Consider the following 18,608-nt stretch of genomic DNA (forward strand, 5'->3'; position numbering starts at 1 on the left):
GTTGGTGTTCCGGACCCTTCCGGTCCTCGATCTTCAGGACCTGCGCCCGACCCGGTCAGGACGGCGGCGGGCCATGGTCACGGCCGGAGCCCCTGCAGCAAGAAGGATGAGGGCCAGGAGAACCGGCCCGACGTCGGAGCCTGTCGCTGCCAGACGGTCCCCGCCATGGGCCTTGTGCTTGTCGGCCTTGCCAGGGTCCTTCCTGTTCACGGCCGGCTTCGTCTTGTCCCTCTGTCCGCCCGGGGTCTGCGGGCCCTTCTCCTTGTGGACGGCTGTCAGGGAGTCCAGGACCCGGTTGAGCACATCGGTCCTCATGGATATGTCGGCGGCCGTGTAGGTCCTGGCCGTCAGGGTCTCCAGGGCTCCCGACCGGGCCTTGACAAGGACGGCCACCTTGTCGGCCGGATGGGTCTTCCCGTCGGCCAGGAGCTCATCGGCCCGCCCCAGGGCCTTGTAGAGGTCCTGCAGGTCGATGGTCGACAGGTACTCCTCCAGCGTGGGGTCGAAGGAGGGATCGTACGCCCCCTCGTAGTCAGGTCCGAGGATCGCCTTGTCGATGTCGTACAGGGTCTCGCCCTGGGCCACGGCCTTGCGGATGGCCGGGTCCACGGGCTTGGAGGCCTGATGACGGTCGAGGAAGTGGTTGGCCGCCGCCCTGGCCTTGTCCAGGGTCATCCCCCTGGTCTGGGCGATGGCGGTCTTGGTCCACAGGAGGGTGGAGGGAACGATGTGGTTCAGGTCATGGTCGTCATAGGTCCGGCCATCCCGGTCCAGGGCGTACATGAACATGCCGCCCAGCCCCCTCTTGTTGGCATAGGAGGCGATGTCGTAGACGTTGCTCTCAAGGTAGGGCTCGGTGGCATCAAGCCAACGGTTGTTCATGTCGCCCTCCTCGGGGAAGGCGAGGCCGGGGACGAACCGGGAGGCGGGGACCAAGGACCTGTAGTCCTCCAGCGCCCTGGCGGTCCTGTCGGACCTGCTGCCGTACTGCTGGTAGGAGATGAAGTCGAAGCTGTCGGCGACATTGCGCAGGGGGAGGAGGTTGGACCCGTTGGTGTCATAGATGAACACGGTGCCGTTGGACGCCTTCGGTCCCAGATACTTGGAAAGGGACTTTATCACCATGTCGGACACGGCGGCCTGGGCCGTGGTGGGATAATCCTCCATGTCGATGTCCATGCCGTCGAGCCCCAGGGAGGTCACCTTGTCGGCCACCAGGGTACGGGCGTACCGATCGCACTCCTCCTTAGTCGGTGTCTCGCCGGCGTGGGGGACCTTGAGGAGGTCGGAGTAGCCGATCCCCCTGACCATCTTGATCCCCCTGGCGTGCAGGTAGGGACCGTATGATGATTTGAGCGTGTCATAGAAGGGCTTGGCCCTGTCCTCCTGCCCCCTGGGCACATAGGAGAAGACGTTGACCACATCGACCCCGTAAGGGATGTCGTACATGGTGATCCAGTTGTCATCGGGGAGGTCCGTGTTGACCCCCTTCATGGTCTTGTCCCTCCAGGCCCGGTAATAGACCATGAAATGCCTGGGGGCCGAGGGGGCCGCCTGCACCACCCCGGCCAGGCGGCCTTCTTCCCCGTTGCCGGCCGGGGCCGCTGAGGCTCCCGTCCCGGCCAATGCGACGACCATGGCCGCAGCGGTTCCAAGGGCCGCTCCGACCCTTCTCATCCTTGACATGTCCATATCCGTTACCTTCAACTTCCCTGTTGAACTGACTTCCTCGTCACGTATGGGACTGCGCGCCTTGGCGGCTTCATCCGGGCCACCGGTGGCGGCGGCCGGACGGACCGGACCGCCACCCCGGGGATGCTCAGACCACCGCCTGGTGCAGGAGGGAGGGGTCGGAGACGGCGCCATAGGCGTCACCGGACCGGGCCTCCACCCTGACCAGCCGATCGATTTTCCTCTTCGCCATCACGGCCGGGTCGGCCGCGTCGATCGAGGTGACGAAGGTGGGACGGCCGCCCTCCTGCGACAGGTCCATCCACCTGTCGAAGAGGGAACCGCCGGGGGCACAGGCACTGCGCTTGGTCGGCACTCCTGCGTCGTCACATGGAATAACTATGGCCGTGGTCCTGGGGTCCGGCGATGCGTCGTCCCCCCTGCCGTCCTCCTTGGCCAGGGAGGCGAAGACCCGACCGATCGGTTTGAGCCTCCTCCCCTCGTCGAACAGACCCAGATGGTGTTCGAAGGGGGGAAAGTCGCCCATGCCGGATGCCACGTCGTGAGAGCACCACCAGGTGATTCCGTACAGGCCCCTGCAGCCCGCGGCATGTCTGACCGTGGCCTCGCAGAAGTCCGCCTCGTCCCCGGCCTCTATGACATTGCCGGGGGCCCCGATCTCCTGGAGCCAGATGGGTCTGTCGGGATCGGGGCTGAAGGCCCGTGCGAGCTCCACCAGGTATTCGGCGTGTCTGGCTGCGATTTCGGACCGGGCCCCGTACCGCTGGGCGGTGCCGTTGAACACCCAGGAGTGGATGGCGGTGATGTCTCCCTTCCCAGCCGCATGACGGGGGTTGAAGCAGTGCCCGTCCTCATACCAGACGGCATCGTTCTCACTGTGGAGCAGGACCCGGCCGGAGCCCGCCGCCTCCTGCCGGACCGGTGCCAAGAGGGAATCGATCCAGTCGCCGGCCTGTTCCGGGGTGACCGACATGGCAGCCGGATGATGCTCCTCGGCGAATTGATTGCACTCGTTGCCCAGGGTCAGCCCTTTGAAGTTGGGGAGGTCATCCAGGCTTCCGTAAACGGCTGCGACCAGTTCGGCCTCGGCCGCCACGGCCTGCGGGTCCGTGAACATGTTCCTCCGGTGCCAGGTGACCAGCCAGCTGGGCAGGAAGTCGAAGCTGGACAGGTGCCCCTGGAGGACGTCTACATACACGTCCAGGCCGCGCCGGCCCGCCAGGTCGACCATCCGCCGAATGTCATCCAGGGCAGATGGGTTGATCATGGTCCTGTTGGGCTGGAGGACGGGCCAGAGGGGGAAGATGCGGATATGGTCCAACCCCAGGGCCCCTATGTCATCCAGATCCCGCTGGACCGAATCCCAATCCGGCCGCAGCCAGGCGTGGAACCAGCCGCACGACGGGGTGTAATTGACTCCGAACCGCATGCGACCCTCCTATTCCTTGATCCCGCCCTGTTCCAGACCCTGGAAGAAGTACTTCTGGAAGCAGGCGAAGAAGATGACGATGGGCAGGAGGGAGACGATGGCACCGGCGGCTATCAACCTGGGGTCCTGTATGAACATGCCCTTGAGCCGGTTCAGACCGATTGTCAGGGTGTAGTGAGATTCGTCGGAGACGACGATCAGGGGCCAGAGGAAGTCGTTCCAGGCGCCGACGAAGGCGAAGATGCCGACCACCGTCATGGTCCCCCTGACCTGGGGGACGCATATGTGGATGAACTGCTGCCAGACATTGGCGCCGTCCACCTGGGCGGCCTCTTCGAGTTCCTTGGGTATCCCCTTGAAGGCGTTGGTCATGAGGATGATGTTGATGGCTCCGACCAGGCCGGGCAGGGCGATTCCGATCAGCGTGTTCTGCAGGTGCATCCCCTTGATGATCAGGAACTGGGAGATGATGATGCCCTCGACGGGGATGACCATCGTCAGCATGAGCACGGTGAAGACGGTCTTGCGCCCCCGCCATTCCAGCCTGCCCAGCGCGTATCCGGCCAGGGTCGACAGGATCACATTGCCGGCGATCGACATGGCGGCGACGATCAGGGTGTTGACCACGTAGTGCATGATCGGCACCTGACGGAACACCTGCTTGAAATTCTCCCAGGTGGGCGACTTCGGGATCAGGTAGGGAGGCACGGCATAGACGTTGTCCGCCCTGCCCTTGAATGCCAGGGAGATCTCCCAGACGAAGGGTCCCACCAGGAGGATGAACATGAGGATCAGGATCGTGTACTGCACGACCTTCCCTACGGTTACCTTCTTCTTAGTCATTGTCCCTCCCCGACCAGCGCTCGACGACGGACTGCAGGATGAGCATGGTGCCCACGATGACCAGGACCACCAGGCTGATGGCACTGGCATAACCGGTATGGGCCATCAGGCCGGTCCCCTCCCTCTGGATCAGCATGGACATCGTGATGTCCTGGGCGCCGGGGCCTGCGGTGCCGTTGGTCAGCACATAGACCTCGTTGAAGACTCGGAAGGCCGCGATCGTCGACAGCATGAGGATGAGGAGCATGGTGGAACGCACCCCGGGCATGGTCACGTAGAGGAACTGCCTGACGGGCCCGGCCCCGTCCAGCTCGGCGGCCTCATAGAGTGAGGGGTCGATGTTGGCCAGGGCCGTCAGGTAGATGACCATGTAATACCCCAGCCCCAGCCAGATCGTGACGAACATGGAGCTGAAGAGGATCAGCCACCGGTCCGACAGGAAGGGTATTGGCGAATGGATGATGTGGAGGGACTCCAGGATGGAGTTGACCAGGCCCTTGGGGTCCAGAAGGTTGGACCAGATCATGCCGACGACGACCGCCGACATGACCACGGGCATGTAGAAGGAGGTCCTGAAGAACCCCATGATCCTGGAATTCCCGGTCACCAGATTGGCCAGAATCAGGGGGAGGATGACCATGAAGGGCACGACGCAGACGACATACAGTGTGGAGTTGAGCAGTGCCGTTGAGAAATACTCATCATGGAAGAGCTCGATGAAATTCTGTATTCCTACGAACTTGCCCGGTTTCAACAGGGTCGAATCCGTGAAGGCCAGCCTGAAGGTGTTCAGGGCGGCGATGAACACGAATATGACCACGATGCACATGGCCGGGAAGACGAAGAGATAGGGGGCCAGGTTCGTCCCCAGGCTGCGATGGACCTTGGCCCCCGCAGGACCGGGGCCTTCGCTTTCCTTGACCGGGGCGGGGGTTGGCCCGCCCCTCCTCGCTTTTGTTGTCTGCGTCTCTGTCATGATCAGTTCTTCAGATGCTTGTTGGCGAAATCGACCGACTTGTCCAGCGCGTCCTTGGCGGACTGCTTGCCTTGGAGCGCCAGGGCCACCTGTTCACCGTAATACTGGCCGCCAGCGGTGTCCGTGAACTCCGGCGGGCGTGAGGACCTTCCGTTTTTCACAGCATCGAGCGTGATCTTCAGGGCCTTGCCCTTGACGCTGTCCTCGCTGGCTGCGGAGGCGAAGTAGGGGTCGTCGATGGTGCCGGCGCTCGACGGGAAGACCGCTGCCTTCTTGTCGAACTCCAGTTGGTTCTTCGAATTGGTGACATACTGGGCGAAGGCCAGGGCCAGGGGCTTGTTCTTGGTCTTCTGGTTGACGCCGAGCAGCTCATAGGCGACGGTCACCGAATGCGGGGTGTCGTTGATCTTGGGGCCAACGGCAAGGTTCTTGTAGAGGTCGGGCGCGTTCAGCTTGAACCCGTCGGCCGAGTATGCGCTTCCTCCCATGGATGCGATGGAACCGCGCTGGAAGAAGTCGGCCTGCTGGCTCCACTTGGCGTCCAGGGCCTCCGGAGGGATTCCGCCCTTCTTGAAGAGGTCCACGAACTTCTGCAGGAACTCTACGGCCTCGGGCGTATTGAAGACGTACTTGGAGTGGTCGTCGCTGATGATCTTGATGCCGGCGGAGGCCAGATCGCCCATGTCGTTGCCCATCATGGTCGACATGTAGTCGCCCTTGCAGTTCTCGGTCAGCTTGTTCGCCGCCTGGAAGTAATCATCCCAGGTCTTCGGCAGCTTCTCCGTGTCCAGGCCGCACTTCTTCATGAGCTCCGTGTTGTAATACTGGGGCCCGTCGTTGACGTACCAGGGGAAGGCGTATACGCCCTTCTCGACCCCGTTGCCCTCGAACGTGGCGTTCTTCCAGCTGCCCGGGGTGTAGTTCTTCTCGGCGTCCGGCGCCTCCTTGGACACATCCATGAGCACGCCTGCCTTCGCCAGCATGTACATCATGGAGGCACCGGCGTCGACGATGTCAGGCAGCTGGTCGGCTGCCGCATCCGCGGAGAGCTTCTGCTCGTATCCGTCGGAGGGCTGGTCGACCCAGTTGATATGCGTTCCGGGATTGTCCGTTTCGAACTTCTTGATCAGATCCTTGAAGTAAGGCGTGTACTTGTCGTTCTTCAGGTTCCAGGTCTGGAAGGTGATGTCGCCGCTGAGCTTCCCGCCCTTGGAGCCTCCTTCGTCACTCCCCTTGCCGGAGCCGCCGCAGGCCGCCAGCGAGGTGGCCATAGCGGTTGCACACAGCAGTACTACGGCATTCTTTACAGCTTTCATGCGAGCCGTCCTTTTCTCTTCTCGTGTTGATCTTTCTCGTGTCTTGTGTCCCTGCAGGTCGTGCTTTTCTCTTTTCCTCTCACCTCCTGTGGAACCTGAGCGTGGTGAACTGGAAGGGCGCGAAGTCGAGTGGCGCCCCTTCGGCCTTTACTTCGCCATCGGCCCGGAGGCCGTGGCGCAGATCGGAGGGCAGGGGTGCGTCCTCCAAGGAGTTGGTTTCCCTCACACTTGCCCCCTCGAGCAGTCCGGCCAGATGAAGGCAGCCGACCGCCGGGGAGGAGTCGGGATCGTAGAGCCTGGCGATGAGGTCCCCGCTGCCGTCGTCGGCCATCTTCACCCAGTCGATGACCAGACGGCCGGACAGGCTCTCCACGGACACCAGCGGCTCCACCTGGGGCAGCCCTCCGGCGAAGACGGGTGCGTTGAGGCGGTAGGCCTGGCGGAGCACCTCGTTCTGATCCTCGCAGGGGACGACCGACCAGGCGAAATCATGGCGGCCCCGGTCCGTGTCGGGATCCGGGTAGACCGGGGAGGACAGGAGGGTCAGACGGATCATGGTCCCTCCCTGCCGGCCGGCCGCCGGGTCGTCAGGTATGGGGGTGGTGTCGGCCCCGTATGTGGATGCGTTCACCACGCCGACCGCCAGGGCGTCGTCGCGTACACGGACGAAGCGGTGGGTGCAGCTTTCGAACTGGGCCTCTTCGGCCTCGTTGTTCTTCTGAATGGGGCGGTCGATGAACCCGTACTGGCACTCGAACTGGGCGTAACGTGCCTGAACGGACAGGGGCAGGTCGACCTTGAGGACCTGCTCGTCCTCGTGCCAGTCAACCGTGGCCTCGAAGTCCAACCGGCGGGCGCCGGGTTTCAGGGTGATCCTCGTGGTTATGCAGGTGTCCCCGTCTTGTCTGACGACGCTGACCCCGTCGTCCAGTGGGTCGATGCGGACCGGGCCAGGGACTTTGACGGCGCTCAGGAGGGCGTCACGCTCCAGATCCCAGGCATCCCACATGGCCGGTTCATCCCTGAGGAGCTCGTATCCACCCATGGAGGAGCCGGCCGGCACCAGGTCCCGGCCCGACCTGGCGTCCACCAGGGAGTGGACCTCCCCGTCGGAGCCTATGGCGGCCCGGATCAGACCGTTGTCCAAGGTGTACGAACCGTCGGGGCGGCCGACCAGGGATACGGCCGCCGCCTCGAGGGGCATGGGGTCGGCCTCGACGACCTCCCAATCGCCCTTCTCGCCCCCCATGGGGTTCACGATGGCACCTGCCACCAGGCCGGGGCTGGGGGCGGCCTCAGCCAGGGCCCCTGCCGCCTCCTGTCCGATCTGCCTGAGGCGGGCTATGTCACGACGGTAGTCCTCACGTGCAAGGCGGTGGACCCAGGAGATAGCCGAGCCCGGCAGGATGTCATGGAACTGGTTGAGCAGGAGGGTCTGCCAGATCCGGTCCAGTTCCTGCTTGGGGTAGGTGTACGCGGGCGATGCCAGGCAGGCATATGAGCAAAGGTATTCCACCGTCCGCAGCATGGCCTCCTCCTGCCGGCAACCCTTCTTCATGTCCTGCTGGGAGGTCAGGGTCTTGCGGTGGAGTTCCAGGTAGAGCTCCCCCCTCCAGACAGGCATCTCCGCACCGGCCTTGGCGTGTATCTCCCTGCTGGATTCGTCGAAGAAGTCCTCGGGTGTCTCGTACCTCACCCTGGCTGCCCCCTCCACGTCATGCAGGCGGTCGTAGCGTCCGAGCATCTCGCGGGTGGTGCCCCCGCCCCCGTCCCCATATCCGCACAGGACCAGGGCCCGGGTGGAGATGTCCTTGTCCCGGTAGTTCTCCTCGGAGTGGTTGAGCTCCCTGGCCGTCATGGTCGAGGCATACGTGTCCATGGGCGGGAAGTGGGTGAAGATGGAGGTGCCGTCCACCCCCTCCCAGTCGAAGGTGTGGTGGGGGAACTTCGTCGTGTCGTTCCACGAGATCTTCTGCGAAAGGAAATAATTCATACCGGCCCTGCGCGCTATCTGGGGGAACTGGCCGGTATAGCCGAAGCTGTCCGGCTCCCAGACGATGTCGGTGTCGACGCCCAGGTTCTCCCGCAGCCAGCGCTTTCCGTAAGTGAACTGGCGGGTCAGCGACTCCCCGGCGGGCAGCATCCCGTCCGACTCCACCCACATGCCTCCGACGGGTATGAACCTTCCCTCCTCCACCCTGCGCCGCAGGCGGGCGAAGAGGTCCGGATGGTCCTCCTGCAGCCAGGCGTATTGCTGGGGGGAGCTCATTGCGTAGATGAACTTGGGGTCGCGCTCCATCAGGGCCAGGATGTTGGAGACGGTCCTGGCCACCTTCCTCCTGGTCTCCCGCTTGGGCCAGAGCCAGGCGGAGTCGATGTGGGAGTGCCCCACCACAGCGTGGTCCAGGGAGCTTGGCACGGCGGGGAGGGCCAGCTCGGCAGCCAGGGCCCGCCGGGCGGGTTCGATGGTCGAAAGGTCCCTCTCCTCATAGATGTTCAAGGAGCGCTGCAGGGCCTTGCCCAGCCGCCAATAACGGGGGCTGTCCTCCTTGCTCTCACGGATCAGCTGGCAGACCACCTCCAGGTCCAGGTAGTAGTTCCAGGCTGCGTGGTCGAAGTGGCAGACATCCAGGCGGGTGAGGATGCTGGGCTCATCGGCCCGACCGGTGGTCCCCTCCCCCAGCCTGGTCTCCACGAATGGGGGGACCCCGAGGATAAGCGGGTTGCAGGCCGCTTCCAGATAGAGGGTGAATGACCCGTCCGGCCTGATTACGGAGGTTTCCTCGTCGGTCGGCAGGCCGTCCAGGTCCCTGCCGTCCAATGGGATCCAGCGGTTCTTCGGGTTGATGGCCTTGATGATGGATCCGTCTGGCCTGTAGGCTTCGGCCTCATAGTGCCCGCCGGGCGAATCAGGCTGCCAGCCCAGATCCACGATGAGCTCCAGGGGGTTGTCATCCATGTGTGCGGGGTCGATCCGTCCTTCAACCTCCATCCAGGTGGTCCCCCAGGTGGTCCCCCAGGTCTGGCCCAGGCCCAGCGGTTGGAAATCGACGGTACCGGCGCAGACCTGCTCGAAGAAGGCGGAGGAGGGCACGGGCTCCCCGGGGATCTGATGCGACCTGACCGTGCAGGTGCCGACCACCCGGTCGATCTTGGGCGCAAGCCGCTGGCGCATGACGCGCGTGCACCTGTCGAGTTCACGATCAACCTTCAGCAACATCCCCTACAACCTCCTCGTTGTCACCTCGTCAACAGCTTTCTCACTAAAGCGGTTTAGTTATTATTATAACCCATCTGCAGACAACCTACAAATCCTGTTGCGGGCGGCCTGGAAACCCGGCCCGCCGGCCTTCACGCGGCGTGTCCAGGCGGGGAAAAGCCCGCCCTCGGGGCAGGAGGGCCAGAAGGGGAGGTGCCCATGCCTCCAGCGGACGAAAAAAGGCGGCCCTCCCGGGATCAACCCGGGAGGGCCGCCAGAATGCCGTCGGCCGTCCTCCTACTCCCCCGCCTCCCTGTAGTCGAAGTGCATGAAATCGGCCGGGGCCCCGTAGCCGGAAAGGTCCACGGCAGCCATGCCCACGAAGGCCCCGGTGAAGAAGCCCCCCTCGTGCTGGGCGGCGTGGTCGTCGGAGAGGACGGCCGCATCCAGCGTGACGGGGAGGCGGTGGGTCCGCCCTCCGTCGAAGGAATACTCGTACCAGTACTTGTCCCTCCTCACCACGGTCCGCAGCCAGACCGACCCGACCCCATCGGGTACGGCCACGGCCCGGTCCCTGAGGAGGGAGGTGTGCCTGTCCCAGTCGTGTTGGGCCACCTCGATGACCCTGCAGGAACGCGCTTCGTCCCAAGTCAGGTAGGCCCAGGACCAGAAACGGTCGTTGTAATAGTTGGTCAGACCTGCCATCTGCATGTATGTGCGGGGGTCGAAGGCGACCTGGACCTGGGCCTCGAAGGAGGGCGCCTGCCAGCGCCTGGCGACCAGGGAGAGGTCGAAGGTGTTGCAGAGGGAACCCTGCCCTTTCAGTCGCAGGCATCCATGCCCCAGGCTCCCCATGGCGGGCCCGAAGGGGACACGTGGGGTCATCCACTGGCGGCCGAGATGGTCCGAGATGAAGTCGTCATGGCTATGTCCCTCCTCCCCGCCGGCCACGGTCGGGGCGTCATCAGGTCCCTGCACATACCGCAGGCCGGACCGGCCGCCGACCACGCGCGGCCAACCGTCCGCATCCCAACGCACCTCCTGTATGGCGGTCTCCCTGCCCAGGGGGCACCACCCCCTGGGTCCGGAAGCGGGTTCGTCGCCATGCCTGAAGGGGCGGGCGCACAGGGATGCGTAATACCACTGACCCTTCGGGGTCTCCACCAGGGACCCGTGCCCCTGCTTCTGCAGGTAGGAATCCGGGTCGTCCCGGTCGCTCAGCAGGGGGTTGCCCGGCATGACCTGAAAAGACCCCGCATCGAGGGAGGTGGACCGGGCCACGGACTCCTGGTGCTCGTACCCGGTCCCCCCCTCGGCGGCGAAGAGGTAATACAGGCCTGCCCTCTTATACAGGCGGGGGCCCTCGATCACCCCCGCCGAGGTGCCGGCCCATATGGTCCGCGCCGTCTCAGGCAGGAGACGTCTGGAGTCCGGGTCGTAGCGGGTCAGGGTTATCCCGTCGAAAGAGGGACGGTATTCGCGGAAGTCCCAGGTCTGCTGGACCAGGTACTTGCAGCCGTCGTCGTCATGGAAGAGGCTGGCATCGAATCCAACCCCGTTCAGCCTGATCGGGTCGCTCCATGGCCCTTCGATCCTCTTGGAGGTCACCAGGTAGTTGGTGCAGTCCTTGAAGGTCCCGTTGACCACTCGCACATTCGCGTAGACCAGCCAGAAAAGGCCGTCGGCGTAGGAAAGGTCAGGGGCCCAGACCCCACCCGATGAGGGCACCCCCTTGAGGTCGAGCTGGGAGGTCCTGTCCAGAGGGGGCGGCAGGGGGATCCAATGGGCCAGGTCCTCGGACCGGTAGAGGCTGACCCCCGGCCACCATTCAAAGGTGGAGCAGGCCATGTAGTAATCACCGTCCACGCGGATCAGGCAGGGGTCCGGGTTGAACCCCCTGAGGACAGGATTGGATATCTTCATTGCATCTCCTTGTCGTCCCGGCAGGGCGGGACAGGTTCGAATTCGAATTCTATATCAGTCACGTGCCCGAGGCTCCTTCAGCCTTTGACCGCGCCGGTCAGGCCGCCGACGACGATATAGAACACGGGCTCCAGATGATGCTAACGAAGTTGAACAAAGGGGCGGCCGGTCCGCAGGCAGGTGGTCATGCCCACCACCCTGAAGGTCCGCAACAGCACCCGTGCGCCCCGCGGCGAGGAGCGGAAGGGGGCCTGAAATGACTGCGCCCGCCTGCGCGGCGGCGCAGACGGGCAGGAAGCCGTGGGGGGCGGGACCACCGGAGGGCCCGCCCCCCACAAGAGGATGGACTCACTCGGAGAGGGCGTCCACGATGTAGTTGTTGATCGTGGCCTTGACGACCTCCAGATGGTCGGACTTGTCGGCGGCGATCAGCTCGGACTGGGGCTTGTCGATGCTGTACTCCTCCAGGGAGGCCAGGCTGGCCGAACCGTCTTCCACGGTCTTGCCGATGCCGGAGTCGAAGGACTCATAGCGGGTCTGCTGGAGGTTCTCGATGTACTTGTCCTCGTGCATCTTCGCGGCGACCAGGAGGCCGGCCGCATAGGTGTCCATGCCCACGATGTGGGCGCGGAAGAGGTCCTCGGGCAGGAAGGAGGAGCGACGGGGCTTGGCGTCGAAGTTGAGCCCTCCGTGGGGGCCGATGCTTCCGGCGGCCATGACCTCCCACATGACGGCTGTGGCATCGTAGAGGTCGGAGGGGAACTCGTCCATGTCCCAACCGATCAGCTTGTCGCCCTGGTTGGCGTCCAGGGAGCCCAGGAAGCCAGCCTCGCGGGCCACGCGGACCTCATGCTGGTAGGTGTGCATGGCCAGGTTGGCATGGTTGCCCTCGATGTTCAGCCTGAAGTCGTCCTGGAGGTCGTAGGTGCGCAGGAAGTTGATCGTGGTGGCCGCGTCATAGTCGTACTGGTGGAGGGTGGGCTCCTTGGGCTTGGGTTCGATCAGGAACTGGGCGCCGAAGCCGATCTCCTTGGCGTAGTCCACGCACATGTGGAAGAACTTGGCCATGTGGTCCTGCTCACGCTTCATCTCGGTGTTCCACAGGGACTCGTAGCCCTCACGGCCGCCCCAGAAGACGTAGTTCTCGGCACCCAGACGCTTGCCGATCTCCAGGCTGTGCTTGAGCTGGCCCGCGGAATAGGCGTAGATGTCCGCGAAGGGCGAGGTGCCGGCACCGGCCTCGAAACGGGGGTTGGTGAAGAGGGAGGAGGTGTTCCACAGGAGCTTGACCCCGGTGGACTTCATGTTCTCCTCTATCTTGTCGACTACCTTGTCAAGGTTCGCGTTGGTCTCGCGCAGGGTGTCGCCCTCCGGTGCCAGGTCGCGGTCGTGGAAGCAGAAGTACTCGACGCCCAGTTTGGTGAAGAGCTCGAAGGCGTAGTCCACCTTGGCCAGGGCCTGGTCCATGGGGTCCGTGTACTTGTAGTAGGGCCGCTGGGCCGTTGGGTCGCCGAAGGGGTCAACCAGTCCCTGGTTGAAGGTATGCCACCAGGCGACGGCGAACCGCAGCCAGTCCTTCATCTTCTTGCCGGCGACCACACGGTCACGGTCGTAATAACGGAAGCCGAGCCCTTCCTTCTCGCCCTGCCTTCCGACGTATTCAATCTTGTCGATGTCCCACAATCCCATGCCTTCTGCTCCTTTGCGCGGAAAATCGTATGGTGGCGGGAGATTTACTCCCATCAGAAGGCATGATACGACCCATCGACCTAGTTTGTCAATCGGTTTAATTTAGTGTGTCGCTCACTACGACCTGAGGAAGTCGGCGAAGGACCAGATGACGTGGGAGACCCTACGGAGTTCCGACTCCCTGCTGACCCTTCTCCAGACGCTCCTGTAGGTCTCGAACCACTCTTCCAGCTCCGCCGCCACGGACCAGGCCTGGGGTGGCTCCGCCCCGGAACCGCCTGACAGGCCCTCCCGGGAGGCCAGGACCCAACCGACATCGTTGAAGATCTCCTGTCCCCTCAGAGCCACTTCCTGCGCCTGCAGGGCACCCTCGACATCCCCCCTGCCCTGTGAAATGCTCAGGGCCAGGTCGGCCGCTATCCCCTCCAGGTCCCGGTTGTAATCAGGGGCCTTGAAGGCCCTCTGCCCACACCAGGCCATGTAGTCATGGCGGGTCTCCTTCAGGTCGACGGGGTCCTTGCCCTGCCAGATCTCCGGGAAGCCGCCGGCCAGGCAGCCGGACACGTCCTTGTTCACCCCTCCCCTGCCGTCATCGAGTTCGACATAACGGACCATGTCATCCCAACCAAAGGAGATCGCATGGGAGGCCCTGGCGAACGACCGGGCATAGCGGCCGCTGGCATCCCCGTATTCGAGTTTCGACAGGGCGTCATCGGCCTCCTCCCTGTCCATCCCGTCCGGGTCCCAGAAATTCTGGGCCGCATAGACAAGGCCGGGCACGCTCATGCGGGGGTCGTTGATATGGCCGTAGTCCCCCCAATCAGTGACCATGGCACCCACCGCACCGTACTTGATCCCGAAGGTGCTCAGCCTGTGTATGTTCTGCCAGGCACCATCCATGGAGGGAAGGAGGCTGTTCCAGGCATGCACGGCCGAGCACACATACTGCTTGGCCCCGGTGGAGGAGACCAGGGCGACCTTCTCCTCCCCCACCTGGGGGTCATAGAGCCAGTTGAGCAGGGGGCAGTCCTTCGGCAGCCGCTCCAGGACCTCGGGCATGGAGACGGCTATATCGCCCCAGAACATTGGCTCGCCGCCCTTGTCGCGCACATGGTCGCAGAGTCTGACCACGTAATCCGCATACATGGCGGCCACCCCCACCTGCTCGGCCCGGGCCTTGGAGCGCCCCTTGCCCAGGTCGAAGGTCTCGTCTGCCCCGATGTTGAACTTGTTCGACCTGAACAGCTGGGCGTAGGAGTCGATCAGCCGGGTGGAGAACTTGAAGGAGTCGGGGTCCGTCACATTCAGGGTATGGTGTTCCTGGCGCTCGATGAAGCTGTATGGCCTGTCGGCGTCCTCGGGGAACTCCCCGAGAGAGCGCAGGGTCCGGGTGCGCAGGTTGGTGTAATGGTGGCTGAAGGTCGATATGGACGGCACCAGTTCGATGCCGAGGTCGGCGCAATATCGGTCGTACTCGAGGATGTCCTCTGGCTTCAGGGGGCTCTTCCCCCTCCAGGCCTCGCTCATCCCGTCGAAGGCGAAGGAGTGCTCGATGTAGAGCTGCAGCTGGTTGAACTTGTACAGGGCCAGCTTGTCGGCCCACCTCTTGAGCCAGTCCAGGGTGGGCACCCTGCCCCTGGTGACGTCCAGGTAGTAGGAACGCACGGAATAGGCGGGGTGGTCCTCGATGTGGAGTACCGGCAAGAGGGGGGCCGTCTGCCGGATGATCTGACGGAGGGTCTGGACTCCGTAACGCAGCCCCTCACCATCGCCGCCGACGATCCTCACCGACTCCGGCGAGGCTTCGATGTCCAGACGGTACTCCTGGTCGCCGAGTTCTGGGTCGAGGCCGAGCTCGATGACGGAGGGCCACAGATCGCCCCGTGAAACATCGGGCACCAGACCCGTGGCCGCCGCCAGGTCATCGGAAATCTGCCGGCTCAGCAATCCCCCCAGGTCCGGATCCACGCCACTGCTGGAAATCCTCGTCCTGAGCGGGAGCAGGATCCGTCCGGGGCCCACCTCCATGGAAACGGGCTTGGGCACCAGGGCGAAGCCTGCCGTCCCCCCATTCATCCGGCCTGCCTGCTTTTCTGAAACGTCGTTCATTGGATCGGTCCTTCCGATGGCATCCATACCATTTCCTCGGTTTGTCTTCACTTCATCGTGTGACCCGGCCTGACCCGGGCCTGCGCCGACCGCGGCCACGCTCTGTCCGCGTGGCCGGACGGCACCCATCAGGTTAGCAGCATGCGGGGGCAGTGGGGAGGGTATGCCCCAAGGCGTGTTCCATTCCGCATGGTTCCATCCGCCACCCGGCGGCCTCTCACAGGACCCCGAGCTCGTGGCGGAGCACGCAGGCCACTGCTCCCAAAGCCGCTGCCTGCCTGCCCAGCCGGGCCGGATGAACGTCCACCCTGTTGATGAAGCGCGAATGGACCCTGTCGTTTATCGTGTTCTCGACGGCCTCGAGCATGATCGTGCCCACCAGATCGGATGGGCCGGAAATGGTCAGGTCCTTGATGTTGGTCAAGGCCACCGGCATCGACAGGGCCACGCCCAGGACCTCCCCGGCCTGGGTGAGGATGTCGTCCCGGTTTTCGGGCCTTTCGGCTATCCGCTTTTCAAGCACGGGGGCGGCTATCAGGGTCTCCAGACAGCCCCGCTTACCGCACACGCAGGCCGGCCCGTCCTGGTCGACGACCACGTGTCCTATTTCGCCGGCCACATAATCGCTGCCCCTGACTATATGGTCGGCGATGAGCACGCCGGCGCCGACCCCCCTGGCGATGGCCACGAGGATCATGTTGTCCGTCCCGCCGGCGAAGCACCGCTCCCCGAAAACGGCCGCGTCGGCATCGTTGCTGACCGTGACGGCCACCCCGAGCTGGCCATGCAGGAGGGCGGCCAGGTCCATGTCCGTCCATCCCAGATTCGGTGCGGCCAAGACCCTTCCCCCCCTGTCGACCGTCCCGGGGGTGGCGACCCCCAGACCCAGGACCGGGACGGGCGAGAGCTCCAGCAGACGGCGTGAGAGCTTGACCAGGACGGTCGGCTGGAGGGTGCCCGGTGAGATGGGTTCCTCCTCGGTGGCCGTCACATGGCCCGCCAGATCCGTCACAATGCCCCGCACCAAGCCCGCCTCCGACAGGTCCAAGGCCATGACGGCGCTCCCCTTGACGTTGATGCCCACCAGGACGGCGGGCTTGCCGGGCCTGGACGAACTCTTGTAGCCACCCTCCACCAGGAGGCCGTCGTCGATCAGGTCAGCCACGACGTCCGAAACGGACACCTTGGACAGGCCGGTCAGTTTGGCCAGGTCGGCGCGCGACAACCAGCGGTCTGGATAGAGGGACTTGAGGACCGTCTGCCGGTTCCTTCTGCGGATGTCCGAGGGCAGGGCGCTGCGGAGGCCGCCGGTCCCCCTCGCGGCCCTGCCACGCCTGCCCGGACCCGGTCCTGCTGTCGTCCGCCTGTCCATGCTATTCACACTCCCCATTATCCTGGCCCCGCCCACCCAACGGAAGGCTTCCGCCTCCGGGTCGGCATCCGTTCACTTGACCGAACCGGTGGTGATGCCCTTGGCTATGTTCTTCTGCACCAGCATGAAGAAGATGACGACGGGCAGCGAGAAGATGACCGAAGCCGCCATCTGTCCGCCGAAATCGGTGCCGGCCGGCGTGGTGAAGCTGGCCAGCCAGACCGGCAGGGTGTACTTGGTGTCGTCCTTCATGAAAGTGTAAGCGGTCAGGTAGTCGTTCCACGCGGTGATGAAGGCGAAGACCGAGGTGGAGACGACGCCGGGCGCCACCAGGGGGAAGGTTATCTTCCTCAGTATCTGCCACTCGCTGGCCCCCTCCACCCTGGCTGATTCGAAGATCGATGTCGGCACCGCCAGGAAGAACCCCCGCATGTTCCAGATGGAGAAGGGCAGGACCAGGGCGATGTAGGCCAGGATCAGCCCGGAATACTTGTTGAGCAGCCCGAACTGGTTGAAGACGATGAACTGCGGGATCAGCATGGCCGTCCCGGGGATCATCTGCATGGCCAGGATCATGACCATGATGGTCCTCCTCCCCCTGAACCTGTACAGGGTCAGGGCCGCACAGGCCAGGAAGGCCAGGACGACCGAGACGATGACGGCCACGAAGGTCACGATCACCGAATTCTTGAGGTTGGTGAAGAAATGCCCGCTCTGGAAGATGGCCGAATGGAAGTTCTCCAGGGACCAGTGGGTGGGTATGAAGGCCGGCTTGGTGGTCATCACCTCGTTGCGCGGCTTGAAGGCCGTGATGGTCATCCAGTAGACGGGGAAGAACCAGACGATGCTGAAGACCACGGCGATGACGTTTGTACCGAACCTTCGCCAGTTGAAATGTCTGCGGGCCTTGACCCTGCCGGCCGAGGCCGAGGCCGCCGCCCGGGCCGCGCCCACGCTGGAAGAAGCTTGTCCTGTCATGACGGCACTCATAGATCCTCACCCGATTTCAGGAGGTTACGTACGTAGACACTGGTCAGCAGGAGGAGGATGATCACGGTGATGACCGAAATCCCCGCTCCCTGGCCGATGTCGAAGTTGATGAAGGCCTTCTTGTAGGTGAAGACCCCGATGGTCGATGTGGATCCGGAAGGTCCACCCTGGGAGACCAGCCAGATCTGGTTGAACACGTTGAAGTCCCAGATGATGGAGAGCATCCCGATCACCATGATGCTGGGTGCGATCAGGGGCACCACGATCTGCCAGTACGTGCGGATGGGCCCCGCCCCGTCGATCTGGGCAGCCTCCAGGCTGGAGGGGTCCAGCTGGGTGGTGGCCGCGTAGAGGGTGATGGCTATGTAAGGAACGGCCTGCCAGACCACCAGGAGCCAGATGCAGACGAAGGCCAGGGTGGTGTTGTTGGACCAGGCCAGGTTGGAGAGGTCACCGAAGATGCGCAACCTGGTCAGGAGCCAGTTGATCACCCCGTAACCGGGTTGGAAGAGCCAGTTCCAGACCACGGAGGAGGCCACATTCGGCATGGCCCAGGCGAAGATGAGGACGAAGGTGACTATGTAACGCATGACCGTACCCAGCTTGGTCATCATCTGTGCCACGGCCATCCCGACCAGGAGGCTGCCCACCACCAGGGCCGCCGTGAAGAGGAAGGTCCTCAGTAGGGCGGCCCAGAACTCCTTGTCCTTGAGGACGGAAGAGTACTGGGACAGACCTGCCATGTTGAATTCGCCGGTGAACAGCGAGCGCTGGTTGAAGTCCGTGAAGGAGGTGAAGACGAGAAAGATGATGGGGACGATGACCAGAGCGATCAAGATGATGCCGGTGGGGGTCAGAAGGGCCGCGGCCATGCCCCCATGGCTGTCCGGCCTCCTGCCTCCCCTGCGGATTCCCGAATGACCGGCCGGGCCGCCACCCCCAGGCGACTTGGCGGGCGCTGAAAGAGCGCTGGTGTTTTGTGTCATGACAGCTTCCTTGATTACGGAGGAGGCCGGCCGACGCGAATGATCACGAGGGCCGACCCTTTTCCACTTGTTCAGTGGCCGGTG

At 63.8% G+C, this 18,608-nt stretch carries 12 protein-coding genes; all 12 read right to left on the reverse strand.

The annotated features are described in order from the left end of the window. Positions 1-33: 33 nt before the first annotated feature. Entirely contained in the window at positions 34-1,692 is a 1,659-nt protein-coding gene (locus V6584_RS05125) for an EndoS/ChiA family endoglycosidase (RefSeq protein ID WP_340486238.1), read from the reverse strand. 127 nt (positions 1,693-1,819) lie between these two features. Beyond that, positions 1,820-3,121 (reverse strand): glycoside hydrolase 5 family protein, encoded by a 1,302-nt coding sequence (locus tag V6584_RS05130; protein WP_340469400.1) that lies wholly within the window; start codon positions 3,119-3,121, stop codon positions 1,820-1,822. Positions 3,122-3,130: 9 nt separating this feature from the next. Next, positions 3,131-3,964, reverse strand: coding sequence for a carbohydrate ABC transporter permease (locus V6584_RS05135; protein ID WP_340469401.1), 834 nt, complete (start codon positions 3,962-3,964; stop codon positions 3,131-3,133). Next, positions 3,957-4,940 carry a carbohydrate ABC transporter permease gene (locus V6584_RS05140; RefSeq protein ID WP_340469402.1) on the reverse strand — a complete coding sequence of 328 codons (984 nt, stop codon included), beginning with the start codon at positions 4,938-4,940 and terminating at the stop codon, positions 3,957-3,959. The genes V6584_RS05135 and V6584_RS05140 overlap by 8 nt, the downstream gene beginning before the upstream one ends. Positions 4,941-4,942: 2 nt before the next feature. After that, positions 4,943-6,256 carry an ABC transporter substrate-binding protein gene (locus tag V6584_RS05145; RefSeq protein WP_340469404.1) on the reverse strand — a complete coding sequence of 438 codons (1,314 nt, stop codon included), beginning with the start codon at positions 6,254-6,256 and terminating at the stop codon, positions 4,943-4,945. 79 nt (positions 6,257-6,335) lie between these two features. Then, positions 6,336-9,476 carry an alpha-mannosidase gene (locus V6584_RS05150; RefSeq protein ID WP_340469405.1) on the reverse strand — a complete coding sequence of 1,047 codons (3,141 nt, stop codon included), beginning with the start codon at positions 9,474-9,476 and terminating at the stop codon, positions 6,336-6,338. 276 nt (positions 9,477-9,752) lie between these two features. After that, positions 9,753-11,378, reverse strand: a complete 1,626-nt coding sequence (locus V6584_RS05155) for a glycoside hydrolase family 43 protein (protein ID WP_340486241.1) — start codon at positions 11,376-11,378, stop codon at positions 9,753-9,755. A gap of 348 nt (positions 11,379-11,726) precedes the next feature. Continuing rightward, positions 11,727-13,067, reverse strand: a complete 1,341-nt coding sequence (gene xylA / locus V6584_RS05160) for a xylose isomerase (protein ID WP_340469407.1) — start codon at positions 13,065-13,067, stop codon at positions 11,727-11,729. 117 nt (positions 13,068-13,184) lie between these two features. Further along, entirely contained in the window at positions 13,185-15,176 is a 1,992-nt protein-coding gene (locus V6584_RS05165; protein WP_340469408.1) for a beta-N-acetylhexosaminidase, read from the reverse strand. A 217-nt stretch (positions 15,177-15,393) separates the two neighbouring features. Next, the gene (locus V6584_RS05170) at positions 15,394-16,548 is read right to left on the reverse strand and encodes an ROK family protein (protein ID WP_340469767.1); all 1,155 of its coding nucleotides are present in this window, start codon (positions 16,546-16,548) and stop codon (positions 15,394-15,396) included. Between the two features lie 72 nt (positions 16,549-16,620). Then, entirely contained in the window at positions 16,621-17,526 is a 906-nt protein-coding gene (locus V6584_RS05175; RefSeq protein WP_340469409.1) for a carbohydrate ABC transporter permease, read from the reverse strand. 8 nt (positions 17,527-17,534) lie between these two features. Next, the gene (locus tag V6584_RS05180; RefSeq protein WP_340469410.1) at positions 17,535-18,524 is read right to left on the reverse strand and encodes a carbohydrate ABC transporter permease; all 990 of its coding nucleotides are present in this window, start codon (positions 18,522-18,524) and stop codon (positions 17,535-17,537) included. Between the last annotated feature and the right edge of the window lie 84 nt (positions 18,525-18,608).

Origin of the sequence: Bifidobacterium favimelis, from assembly GCF_037963085.1 — a bacterium.
GTDB classification, from domain to species: Bacteria; Actinomycetota; Actinomycetes; order Actinomycetales; family Bifidobacteriaceae; genus Bombiscardovia; species Bombiscardovia favimelis.